Annotated in this window: 14 protein-coding genes and 1 tRNA gene; 7 read left to right on the top strand and 8 right to left on the bottom strand. The window is 68.0% G+C overall.

Annotated features, from left to right (window positions below; genetic code table 11):
• The coding region (locus ACOJSF_RS04725) for a DEAD/DEAH box helicase (RefSeq protein WP_420141076.1) at positions 1-1,319 on the bottom strand (1,319 nt) is incomplete at its 3' end.
• Positions 1,320-1,379: 60 nt separating this feature from the next.
• Here ACOJSF_RS04725 and ACOJSF_RS04720 point away from each other — a divergent pair.
• Positions 1,380-1,598 (top strand): hypothetical protein, encoded by a 219-nt coding sequence (locus ACOJSF_RS04720; RefSeq protein WP_345849706.1) that lies wholly within the window; start codon positions 1,380-1,382, stop codon positions 1,596-1,598.
• A 3-nt stretch (positions 1,599-1,601) separates the two neighbouring features.
• Here the strand turns inward: ACOJSF_RS04720 and ACOJSF_RS04715 are convergent, their stop codons facing one another.
• Positions 1,602-2,615, bottom strand: coding sequence for a polyprenyl synthetase family protein (locus tag ACOJSF_RS04715; protein ID WP_420141075.1), 1,014 nt, complete (start codon positions 2,613-2,615; stop codon positions 1,602-1,604).
• A gap of 105 nt (positions 2,616-2,720) precedes the next feature.
• Here ACOJSF_RS04715 and ACOJSF_RS04710 point away from each other — a divergent pair, with 105 nt between their 5' ends.
• Positions 2,721-3,005 carry a chorismate mutase gene (locus tag ACOJSF_RS04710; protein ID WP_420141074.1) on the top strand — a complete coding sequence of 95 codons (285 nt, stop codon included), beginning with the start codon at positions 2,721-2,723 and terminating at the stop codon, positions 3,003-3,005.
• 28 nt (positions 3,006-3,033) lie between these two features.
• Here the strand turns inward: ACOJSF_RS04710 and ACOJSF_RS04705 are convergent, their stop codons facing one another.
• The gene (locus ACOJSF_RS04705; RefSeq protein ID WP_420141073.1) at positions 3,034-3,483 is read right to left on the bottom strand and encodes a JAB domain-containing protein; all 450 of its coding nucleotides are present in this window, start codon (positions 3,481-3,483) and stop codon (positions 3,034-3,036) included.
• A 91-nt stretch (positions 3,484-3,574) separates the two neighbouring features.
• On the opposite strand from ACOJSF_RS04705, the gene thyA reads away from it, so the two are divergent.
• Positions 3,575-4,495, top strand: a complete 921-nt coding sequence (gene thyA / locus ACOJSF_RS04700; protein ID WP_420141072.1) for a thymidylate synthase — start codon at positions 3,575-3,577, stop codon at positions 4,493-4,495.
• Positions 4,496-4,830: 335 nt separating this feature from the next.
• On the opposite strand, the gene ACOJSF_RS04695 is transcribed toward thyA, so the two are convergent.
• Positions 4,831-5,523, bottom strand: coding sequence for an HAD-IA family hydrolase (locus ACOJSF_RS04695; RefSeq protein WP_420141071.1), 693 nt, complete (start codon positions 5,521-5,523; stop codon positions 4,831-4,833).
• A gap of 199 nt (positions 5,524-5,722) precedes the next feature.
• Here ACOJSF_RS04695 and ACOJSF_RS04690 point away from each other — a divergent pair, with 199 nt between their 5' ends.
• Complete coding sequence (locus tag ACOJSF_RS04690) at positions 5,723-6,208, top strand: MarR family winged helix-turn-helix transcriptional regulator (protein ID WP_420141070.1); 486 nt, start codon at positions 5,723-5,725, stop codon at positions 6,206-6,208.
• 50 nt (positions 6,209-6,258) lie between these two features.
• Positions 6,259-7,581, top strand: coding sequence for a S41 family peptidase (locus tag ACOJSF_RS04685; protein WP_420141069.1), 1,323 nt, complete (start codon positions 6,259-6,261; stop codon positions 7,579-7,581).
• Positions 7,582-7,623: 42 nt separating this feature from the next.
• On the opposite strand, the gene ACOJSF_RS04680 is transcribed toward ACOJSF_RS04685, so the two are convergent.
• The 4 genes from ACOJSF_RS04680 to ACOJSF_RS04665 all read right to left on the bottom strand — a co-directional run bounded on the left by ACOJSF_RS04680 (position 7,624) and on the right by ACOJSF_RS04665 (position 9,708).
• Positions 7,624-7,821, bottom strand: a complete 198-nt coding sequence (locus tag ACOJSF_RS04680; protein ID WP_420141068.1) for a hypothetical protein — start codon at positions 7,819-7,821, stop codon at positions 7,624-7,626.
• A 184-nt stretch (positions 7,822-8,005) separates the two neighbouring features.
• Positions 8,006-8,338 carry a hypothetical protein gene (locus ACOJSF_RS04675; RefSeq protein ID WP_420141067.1) on the bottom strand — a complete coding sequence of 111 codons (333 nt, stop codon included), beginning with the start codon at positions 8,336-8,338 and terminating at the stop codon, positions 8,006-8,008.
• Between the two features lie 155 nt (positions 8,339-8,493).
• Positions 8,494-8,568, bottom strand: a tRNA-Gln gene (locus ACOJSF_RS04670).
• Between the two features lie 42 nt (positions 8,569-8,610).
• The gene (locus ACOJSF_RS04665) at positions 8,611-9,708 is read right to left on the bottom strand and encodes a branched-chain amino acid aminotransferase (protein ID WP_420141066.1); all 1,098 of its coding nucleotides are present in this window, start codon (positions 9,706-9,708) and stop codon (positions 8,611-8,613) included.
• Between the two features lie 66 nt (positions 9,709-9,774).
• Between ACOJSF_RS04665 and ACOJSF_RS04660 the strand changes: the two genes are divergently transcribed.
• On the top strand, positions 9,775-10,266 hold the full coding sequence (locus ACOJSF_RS04660; RefSeq protein WP_420141065.1) for a MarR family winged helix-turn-helix transcriptional regulator: 492 nt from the start codon (positions 9,775-9,777) through the stop codon (positions 10,264-10,266).
• Between the two features lie 64 nt (positions 10,267-10,330).
• Positions 10,331-10,885 carry an inorganic diphosphatase gene (ppa, locus tag ACOJSF_RS04655; protein ID WP_420141064.1) on the top strand — a complete coding sequence of 185 codons (555 nt, stop codon included), beginning with the start codon at positions 10,331-10,333 and terminating at the stop codon, positions 10,883-10,885.
• The last annotated feature ends 60 nt before the right edge of the window (positions 10,886-10,945 follow it).

The raw sequence follows: 10,945 nt of genomic DNA, 5'->3' as shown, positions 1-10,945 counted from the left end.
GCAACCTGCGCGGCGGTTGCGGCCATGCCCAGCTCGCCTGCGCGCACCAGCATGTGGCCGAGCCGTGGCGCCAGCGGGAGCGCGGCGATCGCCTTGCCATGCGCGGTCGGGCGGCCGTCTTCGTCCAGCGCCTCGAGACTGTTCAGCCGCGCGCGCGCCTCGGATATTGCGGCGTCGGGCGGCGAGTCGAGCCAGTTCAGGTCGCGCGGATCCTGCACGCCCCATAGCGCGCAATCGAGCACCAGCGCCGAGAGATCGGCTTCGAGTATCTCCGGCGGGTCGAAGCGCGGCAGGCCCGCGGTCGCCGCTTCCTCCCACAGCCGATAGGCGGTGCCCGGACCCTGGCGCGCGGCGCGGCCGGCCCGCTGGGTGACCGCCGCCTGGCTGGCGCGCTCCGTGACCAGCCGGGTCATGCCGGCGGCGCGGTCGTAGCGTGGCCGGCGGGCGAGGCCCGAATCCACCACCACGCGAATGCCGTCGAGCGTGAGCGAAGTCTCGGCGATCGCGGTAGCCAGCACGATCTTGCGCCGGCCCTCGGGGTCGGGCGCGATCGCGGCGCGCTGGGCGCCCGGCTCCAGGCTGCCATGGAGCTTGTGGACCACCGCGCCGGGCACGTCGCCGATCCGCTCGGCCGTCCGCTCGATCTCGGCGACGCCCGGCAGAAAGGCGAGCACGCCGCCCTCGGCCTCGCGCAGCGCCGTGCGGATCGCGGCCGCCACCGATTCCTCGATCCGGGCATCGGCGGCGCGGCCCAGATGGCGCAGCTCCAGCGGCCAGCTGCGCCCTTCGCTCTCCACCACGGGCGCATCGCCCATCAGGCCCGAGAAGCGCGTCCCGTCGAGCGTCGCCGACATCGCGACCAGCCGCAGGTCCGGCCGCAGCGCCGCCTGGGCGTCGAGCGCCAATGCCAGCCCGAAATCGCTGTCGAGGCTGCGTTCGTGCACTTCGTCGAACAGCACGGCGGAGATGCCCGCCAGCTCGGGATCGGCCTGGATGCGATTGACGAAAATCCCTTCCGTCACCACCGTCACGCGCGTTGCCGCCGAACGCCTGCTGTCCATCCGGGTGGCATAGCCGAAGGTCTGGCCGACGCTCTCCCCCGCCAGCGCCGCCATCCGCTCGCCCGCCGCGCGTGCGGCCAGCCTGCGCGGGGAGAGCAGCAGCACCTCGCCGCCGCACCAGTCCTCGCCCAGCAGCGCCGGGGCCACCGCCGTCGTCTTGCCCGCGCCCGGCGGGGCGACCAGCACGGCGTTGCTGCCCGCGCGCAACGCGGCGAGCAGGGCGGGCAGGACGGACTGGATCGGCAGTGTCTCACGCATCACGCGCAACCAATTCCCCGAAGCCGGGTTTGGCGCAAGCGAAGCCTGAGGAGCGAAGACATGGCGAGAACCCTGGCACAGTTCAGCATCACCCCCGACAGCGATGGCGACTATACGCTGCATCTGGAGGACGACGACGGCGAGACGCTGGAGTTCACCGCCAGCTTCGAGCAGCTCGATCTGATCGTGGAGGCGATCGAGGAAGTGATCGACGACGAGGGGGAAGATGCGCTCGCCGGCGATGACGACGACGACGATGCGGAGCCCGAGGACGACTGAGCCTCAATAGGCCCGGGCGACTGCGAACTCCACTGCCTCGATCATCGCATCCTTGGCCGCGCCCGTCGCGAAGCCGCCCAGCGCGTCGATCGCGCGCTGGCCGTAATGGCGGGCCCGGGCCAGCGTGTCGTCGACCGAGCGGCTCGCCTGGACCAGCCGGATCGCCTCGGCGAAATCCTCGTCCGAGGTGCGATGGCCGGCGATCGCGTCCTTCCAGAAGGCGCGGGCCGCCGCGTCGCCCCGGGCATAGGCGAGGATGACCGGCAGGGTCATCTTGCCCTCGCGGAAATCGTCGCCCGCGTCCTTGCCCATCGTGCCCGCGTCCGAGACATAATCGATCGCGTCGTCGACCAGCTGGAAGGCGATGCCGAGATTGCGGCCATAGGCGTCGAGCGCCGCTTCCTCGGTTTCCGAACGCTCGGCCACCACCGCGGCGATCTTGCAGGCGGCGGCGAACAGGGCGGCCGTCTTGGCGCCGATGATGTCGAGATAGCGCTCCTCGCTCGTCTCGATCCGGCGCTGGGCGGTAAGCTGGTTGACCTCGCCCTCGGCGATGACCGCGCTGGCATTCGACAGGATGCGCAGCACGCGGAGCGACCCGTCCTCGACCATCAGCTCGAACGAGCGGCTGAACAGGAAGTCGCCGACCAGCACGCTGGCCGAATTGCCCCAGATGATGTTGGCGGTGCGCCGCCCGCGTCGGAGACCCGAGCCGTCGACCACGTCGTCGTGCAGCAAGGTGGCGGTGTGGATGAATTCGACTGCGGCGGCGAGTTTGTGGTGGCGCGTCCCCTGATAATCGAGCAGCCGCGCGCAGGCGAGCGTCAGCATCGGCCGCATCCGCTTGCCGCCGCCGGCGATGAGGTGCCCGGCCAGCTCGGGGATCAGCGGCACGTCCGACTGCATCCGCGCGAGGATGACGCTGTTGACCTGGTTCATGTCGGCCGCGACGAGGCCGATCATCGGATCGAGCGAGGGCGGACCCTTGCGGCGGAGGGGCGTTACCGTGGCGGCCATGCGCGGCGTCTAGGCGGGGGAGGGCGCCGGAGGCAAGCGGACGGCTTGCCTGTTCGCCGGAGCGCCTCCTAGAAGGGCCGGACCGAACGAAAGGACAAGCATTCCGTGGCCGACGCGCAGCTCGACGAATATCGCCAGAGCATCGACAATATCGACGCGGCCCTGATCTTCCTCCTGGCCGAGCGGTTCAAGGTGACGCAGGCGGTCGGCCGCTACAAGGCGAAGGCCGGGCTGCCTCCCGCGGACCCCTCGCGCGAGGCGGCGCAGGTCGCGCGCCTGCGCGCGCTGGCCGACTCGGCGCGGCTCGACCCCGATTTCTCGGAGAAGTTCCTGCGCTTCGTGATCGACGAGGTCATCCGTCACCACGAGCGAGTGCGCGAAGACGTCTAACCCCTGCGGGACCTACGCCAAGCAATCGCTACAAAAGCCCGAGCGCGCGGAAGCTCGTCACCGCGTCGCCCGCGAAAATCAGATGGTCGACCAGCTGGATATCCAGCTGGCGCGCGACGTCCCCTACGCGGCGGGTCACCGCCCGATCGGCGGGGCTCGGCGTCGCGCGGCCGCCGGGATGATTGTGGGCCATGATCATCGCGCCGGCATCGAGCTGGAGCGCCGCGCGGATCACCTTGCGGAGTGGCAGATCGACCGTCGTGATGGTCTGGTCGCGGACATGGCCGATGCTGAGCGGATGCATCGCGTCGTCGAGATAGAGGATGCGCAGCTCCTCATGCCGCGGGGCAGGGGCGCGGGGCGCGAGCAGGTGGACCGCGACGACGGAATCGGCGACCCTGCTGCCCTCCACGATCCGTTCCAGCCACACAGGCGGCGTGGTCGCGGCGAGGCGTAACGGCGCCAACCAAAGCCGCATCCGATATGGATCGGAGTAGCCCGTGACGCATCCGAAACGGACCAAGCCCGGCCGGTTGGCGCGTCGCCGTCACGCGGCTAAGCCATGTCCCATGCATTACGAGCAACCCTATCTCGATCTCCTCCGCCAGGTCTGGGAAACGGGCGACGAGCGGCGCGACCGCACCGGCGTGGGCACGCGATCGCTGTTCGGGGCGACGATGCGGTTCGATCTTACCGATCACGCCATCCCCTTGCTGACCACCAAGCGCGTGGCGTGGAAGGTCGCGGCGCGCGAGCTGCTGTGGTTCCTGAGCGGATCGACCAACATCCGCCCGCTGGTGGCGAATAAGGTCCACATCTGGACCGACTGGCCGCTCGATCGCTATCGCAAGGCCACGGGCGAGGCGATCGATCGCGACGCGTTCGAGGCGCGCGTCCTGGCGGACGAGGCGTTCGCGCTGGAATGGGGTGAGCTCGGCCCGGTCTACGGCAAGCAGTGGGTCGACTGGCCCCATTATGAAGCGGCCGACGTGCCGGGCCTCTACCGGCCCGGTCCGGGTATCAACCAGATTGCGCGGCTGGTGGAGGGCCTCCGCACCAATCCGGCGTCGCGGCGGCACATCTTCACCGGCTGGAACGTGGCCGAGCTCGACGCGATGGCGCTGCCGCCCTGCCACATGACGTACCAGTTCCATGTCAGTGGCGGGACGTTGTCGGGGATGCTGTGGCAGCGGTCGTGCGACCTGGGGCTCGGCTTCGCTTTCAACATCTTTTCGGCCTCGCTGCTGGTCGCGATGCTGGCGCAGCAATGCGATCTCGAACCGGGCGAGCTCGTGTGGAGCGGCGGCGACGTGCACCTCTATCTCAACCACGCGCATCTTGTGGAGGAGCAGCTTGCACGCACGCCGTCGGGCGCGCCCCGACTGCGCCTGCTGCGCCGCCCACCCAGTATCTTCGACTATGCGATCGAGGATTTCGAGATCGCGGACTACGCGCCCCAGGCTCATATCGCCGCGCCGGTGGCGGTCTAGATCGAGGCAGGGGCACTTGGAATGACCCGCATCGCTGCTCGCTCGTTAACGCTAAGCGTAGCGAGGAGCAGGAAGTGCGAAACCGAGATGGCCGGCCGCCGCTGACGGCACAATGCATCTACGCCGCGATCGCGGTCGTGACGATCGTCGCGATCATCGTGGCGGTTGTTGCAATATCGCGCCAGCCAGGTGCGGTTCGCGGATCTTCGGGGCCATTGTCGCCCAATGACGCGGGGCCGACACAAGGCCCCGCCGCGCCGGGACCCCGCCAAACCCGTTAGCCCGCGCACGTATGAGATCTGCGCGCCGCGCTCTACGCCACGATGCCGGCGCGCTCAGCCGGCATGCTGGAGCGGTTCGAGCGTCACCTGCCCGTCGTGATAACGGGCAGTGATGTTTCGATAATTCAAGATCTGCGGGAATGCGCTTTCAACCGGATACGCGTGCGTTTCGGTGATGACGACCACCGCCGCGCCCGCCGCGCGCCCTGACTCGATTCCGGCTGGCGCATCCTCGAACACCAGGCATCGCGCCACATCGACGCCAAGCCGACGCGCGGCTTCGATATAGCAATCCGGCCCCGGCTTGCCGACCGCGATATCCTCGGCCGTGATGAACAGTGGGGGCGCGACGAGCCCTGCCGCTTCCAGTCGCGCTTCGGCAAGGCGGCGCGTGGCGGACGTGACGATCGCCCAGCCATGATGCGGCAAGCCCGCGACAAATTCCGCGGCCCCTCCGATCGGCCGTACGCCGTCAAGATCGGCCAGCTCCTCACGTGCGATCCAGTCCGCCTCGCGCTGCGGGTCGACGTTGGGCAGCGCAAGCCGCCGGATCGTTTCAAGCGTCTGCATACCGTGGATCCGCGGCAGATGTTCGACCGGGTCCAGCCCGAAGCCCGACAGCCAGCGCGACCAGACGCGTTCGGCCGATGCGATGGATGTCAGCAGCGTGCCGTCCATGTCGAACAGGCAAGCCTGAAACGAACGGCCGGGATATGGCGGCGCGTGAGGCGGGATCTGAGTGAGCATAGGCCTGCGTTTGATCGAATCGTGACGGAGTTCAACCGTGGCTTGTTAAACGGCTGTGGGCTGGACGCCGCATCATGACTCTTCCTCCGGGCCACGGTGTCGCGCGATCGGAAAGGGGAAGGCTGCCCTTGCTCGATAATCCCGATCCAGCTTCTTCCGAAAGGCTTGACATATATAACAGTGCTTATACATATTGTATATGGTTATTCGCCCGCGCACCTTGGGGACGCTCCTGCGCCATCTCGTCGATCTCCTCGATGGCGATGTCGAAGCGGCTTATACAGAGGCCGGCCTGGACTGGCGGCCGCGCTACACGCCGGTGCTGCGCGCGCTGATGCGCGAAGGCGAGGCATCCATCCGCGCAATGTCACGCGCGATCGGAATAAGCCATTCTGCCGTCAGCCAGACGGTATCGCAGATGCAACGCGACGGGCTGGTGGAGATGAAGCCAGGCGCGGACGCCCGGGAACGCATCGTCGCCTTATCCCCCAAGGCGGAGGCGATGATTCCCGCTCTTCAGCGGCAATGGGCGGCGACCAACGCGGCTGCGGACCAGCTCGATGCCGAGCTGTCGGCACCCTTGTCGACGATCGCATCGGAGGCGATCGACGCGCTCACGCAGACAGCTTTCGGAGAGCGGATCAGACGGGCGTTGGAAACGCCCGGCGTGCCGAACGAGCCCTGAACCGCCCTTCCATGTTCGGGAGTATAGCATTGAAAGTCGTTTCAGCAGCCGTGACGGCGCTTACCCTTCTGCTGGCAGACGGCGTCGGCGCGCAGGTGGCGGGGCCGCGCTCCGCCGAAGGGGCGCTGGTGTTGAGCCCCGCACAGCGCGCAGAGGTCGTTCAGGCCGTGAAGGAAGCGTATGCGAAGTCGTACGTGTTCCCGGACAAGGTTCCCGCCATTCTGGCGCGACTAGAGAAAGCGGAGCGCTCCGGTCGCTATGCCGGGGCAAGCCCGAACGAACTGGCCGACCTGATCTCCAACGATCTGCGGGCGGCGAGCAAGGACGGCCACGCCTATTTGCAGTTCGATCCGCAGCGTTACGCGGCGGCCACGGCGGGAAACCGCGCGACCCCTGCCGTGCCGGATATGAGCGGGTTCGAGGCGGCCGCCGCGCGTCGCGGCCATCACGGACTGGCCGAGTTGCGTATCCTGCCGGGCAACGTCCGCTACCTCAAGATCACTGAGTTCCGCTGGGTGCCGGATGAAAGCGGGCAGGCTTATGACGATGCCATGCGCTTCCTCCGTGGCGGAGACGCCGCCATTATCGACCTTCGCGACAATGGTGGCGGCGCGTCAGAGGCCGTGCAATATCTTGTCAGCCATTTCCTGAAGCCCGGCATGCTCGAAATTACCTTTCTCCAGGCGGGGCGGGAGCCGGTGCAGACACGCGTGCTCGATAACCTTCCCGCCGGCCGCATGCTCGGTAAGCCACTTTACGTACTGGTCGACCAGGGGACCGCCTCGGCGGCGGAATCCTTCGCCTACGACGTGCAGCAGTTCAAGCTGGGTACCCTGATCGGCACCCGCACGGCGGGCGCCGCGAACAATAACGATTTCGTGCCGATCGCGCCGGGCTTCATGCTCAGCGTGTCGACCGGGCGCCCGGTCCATCCGGTCAGCAGGACGAACTGGGAGGGGAGCGGCGTCCAGCCGGACGTGGTGACGCCCTCGGCCCGGGCTCTCGATCAGGCGGAAGCGCTGGCACTCCGGACGCTCGCGGCAGGCGCGGCAACGCCCGAGCTCAAGACGGATTATGCCTGGGCGCTGCCCGAAGCGGAGGCGCGGCTGCATCCGGTGGCCGTCTCGTCGGCGCTGATGCAGACGGCACCCGGCGCGTACGGCAACTACATCGTCGCGCGCGACAAGGACGGTCTTACCATCGCGCGTCCGGGCCACCCGCGCTGGCCGGCGCCGCGTCGCCTGATGGCTCTGAATGCAGGGGGTCTCTTCGCGGTCGACGGCGTGGATGTCCTCCGGATCGGGTTCAAGCCCGACGCGATCGACCTGTGGTGGAAGGATGAACCCAACCCGCGAACGCTCAAGCGGGACTGAGGATCTCGGCCAGGCGGCGCTTCGAGGGCGGTGCGCGGCGGATTATTTCCGCTCGATGCGGTTGCCCTGGGGCAGGCTCGCCTGCAGCGCGTCCGGATCGTCGAGCATCGATTTGGCGGTGGGGTTGCCGAACAGCGTCCAGCGCAGAAGGCAACCGTCCGCCGCGACCGCCACCGCCCCGCTGCAGAAGGCTGCGATCGCTGCCGGGATGCTGGAGATGAACGAGGATGAAGGCGGCATCGGCCCAGGCTTGCGCCCACGGCGTTCACCGTCCAGCGAGCTGCCGAGGCCATGACTGAAGAGGATCGGCGGCGGCCGTCCGGTGCCGTCTGGCATACGGATATGCACGGAAACTCGCCCGCGCGCCAGACCGCATCGCAGCCCGGCCCGGCGGCCTGCGCCGCGCCCGGCGCCGTCCCGCCGATCAGGGCAGCAACGACGATTTGGCGGAACCGGGAGTGCATGGTTCTCCCGGCCGTCGATTGGCGCGTGGGCCTTCGCGCGCGATTCCACTTGAGCATGACAGCGGCCTCAGTGCCGTTTCTGCCGGATTGACGTACGCAGACGGGCGGGCTGCGCCATGTTCCGCCTTGGTCACCCGCCCGTCGCGGTCGGCGTCGCCGCGGTCCAACATCGCCGGCGGCGCCTGCGCCAGTTCGACGCGCGAGATCGCGCCGTCACCATTGTGATCGGCACCGACGAGCGCATCGGCAAGGCGCGCGAACGCGTCAGGCTTGAAGCTGGCCAGTCTGGCCACGCCATTCAAGATTGCCCCCTCCCTCCGGGAATTTCGACGGTCAATCCGATGCTCGACGCGTAAAGCCATGACGGCCGCTCAGCAGTTCCGTCGTCGCCAAAGTGGATGCAAGGCCAATGACCGCGGGAAGCCCCGCTGATAACAAAGCTAAATGCTGGCTGGGGCGGCAGGATTCGAACCTGCGAATGCCGGTACCAAAAACCGGTGCCTTACCACTTGGCGACGCCCCAACGGCCGGCGGCTTATAGCCGCCGTTTGCGCGGATGGAAGCGTTAGAAGAGGCGTTCCACCCAGCCGTGCGGATCGGGTGCGAAGCCGCGCTGGATGTCGACCAGCGCCGCCTTGAGTCGCGCCGAGACCACGCCCGGGCCGCCATTGCCGATCGTGAAGTCGAAGTCCGGGCTGCGCACGCGGCCTACGGGCGTGACCACCGCCGCGGTGCCGCAGGCGAACGCCTCGCGCAGGCGGCCGCTCTCGGCGTCGGCGCGCCACTGGTCCATCGCGTAACGCTCCTCGCGCACGGTCAGCCCTTCGGCGCGGGCGAGCGTGATCAGCGAATCGCGCGTGATGCCGGGCAGGATCGATCCGTTGAGCGGGGGCGTGAGCAGCGAGCCGTCCTCCATGACGAAGAACATGTTCATGCCGCCCAGCTCCTCGACCCAGCGACGCTCGGCCGCGTCGAGGAACACCACCTGGTCACACCCTTCGCGGATCGCCTCGGCCTGCGCGACGAGGCTGGCGGCATAATTGCCGCCGCACTTGGCGGCGCCCGTGCCGCCCGCGCCGGCGCGGCTGTAATCCTGCGAAACCCACAAGGTCACCGCCGGCGCACCGCCCTTGAAATAGGCCCCGACCGAGGAGGCGATCACCATGTAGAGATATTCGGAGGCGGGCTTCACGCCCAGGAACACCTCGCTCGCGATCATGAACGGGCGCAGATACAGCGCGCCGCCCTCGCTCGACGGGATCCAGTCACGGTCGATCGATACCAGCTGGCGGCACGATTCGAGGAACAGCTCCTCCGGCAGCGGCGCCATCGCCATGCGGCGCGCGGACTCCGCGAAGCGGCGGGCATTGGCATCGGCGCGGAAGAGGGCCGCGCCGCCATCCTCCAGCCGATAGGCCTTGAGGCCCTCGAAAATCTCCTGTGCATAATGGAGCACGGCGGTCGCCGGGTCGAGCTGGAGCGGCGCGCGGGCATGGACACGCGCGTCGTGCCAGCCCTTATCCTCGGCATAGCGGATCGTGACCATATGGTCGGTGAAGACCCGCCCGAAGCCCGGATTGACGAGCAGCGACTCCCGATCCGCGGCGGACATCGGCGCCGCGTGCGGCTCGTTCGTGAAGGCCAGGGGGGACGCGTCGTTCATCTTTCGCTCCAAAGGGCCGCTTCGGCCGGTTGCAGCGGGGTAGGCTGCGTGCCACAAAGGGTCAACATGGCTGTCCCGTCCGCTTCCCCGCTCTTTCTCCGCGAACCTGAAATCCGCCGCGGCGCCGAACTGCTCTTTTTCGGCTATGCGCACCTCTACAGTCAGACCGACCGGCTGCTGAACGAGCAGGGTCTGGGACGCGCGCATCATCGCGCGCTCTATTTCATCGCGCGCACGCCCGACATGACGATCAGTGCGCTGCTCCGCACGCTCGGCATCACCAAGCAGTCGCTGGGGCGTGTGCTGGGCGAGTTGACCGAACGGGGGCTGGTCGAAACGCGCACCGGGCGCGAGGATCGCCGCCAGCGCCTGCTGCGCCTGACCGAGGCGGGGGCGGCGCTCGAAATCCGGCTGTTCGATCTGATGCGCCAGCGGCTGGGTGCAGCCTATGCGGCGGCGGGGCAGGACGATGTGACGGGTTTCTGGCGCGTGCTGGAAGCGCTGATCCCGCTGGAAGAACGCCACCGGGTGATCGCGCTGAAAGGCGGCGCGGCCTGATCCCTTCGCAGGCGCAGCGAAAGAGCTTGCGGAGTCGCGGGCGGGCACTCTAAACGCCCCGCCCATGAATATCGAACTTATCGCGACGGGTAAGAACCCGCCCCATGACCTCAACGTCATCATCGAGGTTCCGGTCGGCGGCGAGCCGGTCAAATATGAGTTTGACAAGGCGTCGGGCGCGCTGTTCGTCGATCGCATCCTGCACACGCCGATGCGCTATCCGGCCAATTACGGCTTCGTGCCGCACACTTTGTCGCCCGACGGCGATCCGCTCGACGCGCTGGTGATCGCGCGCTCGCCCTTCATTCCGGGCTGCGTGGTGCGCGCGCGGCCGATCGCGGTCCTCAAGCTCGAGGACGAGGCAGGCGGGGACGAGAAGCTGGTCTGCGTGCCGGTCGACACGACCTTCCCTTATTACACCGACGTCGGCGAGCGGCATGACCTGCCGTCGATCGTGCTTGCGCAGATCGAGCATTTCTTCACCCACTATAAGGACCTTGAGGCCAAGAAGTGGGTGCGGATCGGCAATTGGGGCGATGCCGAGGAGGCGCGCCGCATCGTGCTGGAAGCGATCGACGCGGCGAAGAAGGCCAAGGAGCCGAAGCCGCAGCTTATGTAATCGTCGGGGCGCGGCCCTCCGCCGCGCCGTCGCGATGGCCCAGCCTATAGCCGCAACCAT

Origin of the sequence: Sphingomonas sp., from assembly GCF_048594985.1 — a bacterium.
GTDB lineage: Bacteria > Pseudomonadota > Alphaproteobacteria > Sphingomonadales > Sphingomonadaceae > Sphingomonas_I.
The sequence above is the reverse complement of the archived record's forward strand: the minus strand, read 5'-3'. Positions and strand labels throughout refer to the sequence as shown.

Coding starts and splice junctions, on each gene's coding strand:
- ACOJSF_RS04720 (WP_345849706.1), top strand. CDS start 1,380: ATGGCGAGAACCCTGGCACAGTTCAGCATCACCCCCGACAGCGATGGC.
- ppa (WP_420141064.1), top strand. CDS start 10,331: ATGAATATCGAACTTATCGCGACGGGTAAGAACCCGCCCCATGACCTC.
- ACOJSF_RS04690 (WP_420141070.1), top strand. CDS start 5,723: ATGGTTATTCGCCCGCGCACCTTGGGGACGCTCCTGCGCCATCTCGTC.
- ACOJSF_RS04695 (WP_420141071.1), bottom strand. CDS start 5,523: ATGCTCACTCAGATCCCGCCTCACGCGCCGCCATATCCCGGCCGTTCG.
- ACOJSF_RS04660 (WP_420141065.1), top strand. CDS start 9,775: ATGGCTGTCCCGTCCGCTTCCCCGCTCTTTCTCCGCGAACCTGAAATC.
- ACOJSF_RS04680 (WP_420141068.1), bottom strand. CDS start 7,821: ATGCCGCCTTCATCCTCGTTCATCTCCAGCATCCCGGCAGCGATCGCA.
- ACOJSF_RS04715 (WP_420141075.1), bottom strand. CDS start 2,615: ATGGCCGCCACGGTAACGCCCCTCCGCCGCAAGGGTCCGCCCTCGCTC.
- thyA (WP_420141072.1), top strand. CDS start 3,575: ATGCATTACGAGCAACCCTATCTCGATCTCCTCCGCCAGGTCTGGGAA.
- ACOJSF_RS04705 (WP_420141073.1), bottom strand. CDS start 3,483: ATGCGGCTTTGGTTGGCGCCGTTACGCCTCGCCGCGACCACGCCGCCT.
- ACOJSF_RS04665 (WP_420141066.1), bottom strand. CDS start 9,708: ATGAACGACGCGTCCCCCCTGGCCTTCACGAACGAGCCGCACGCGGCG.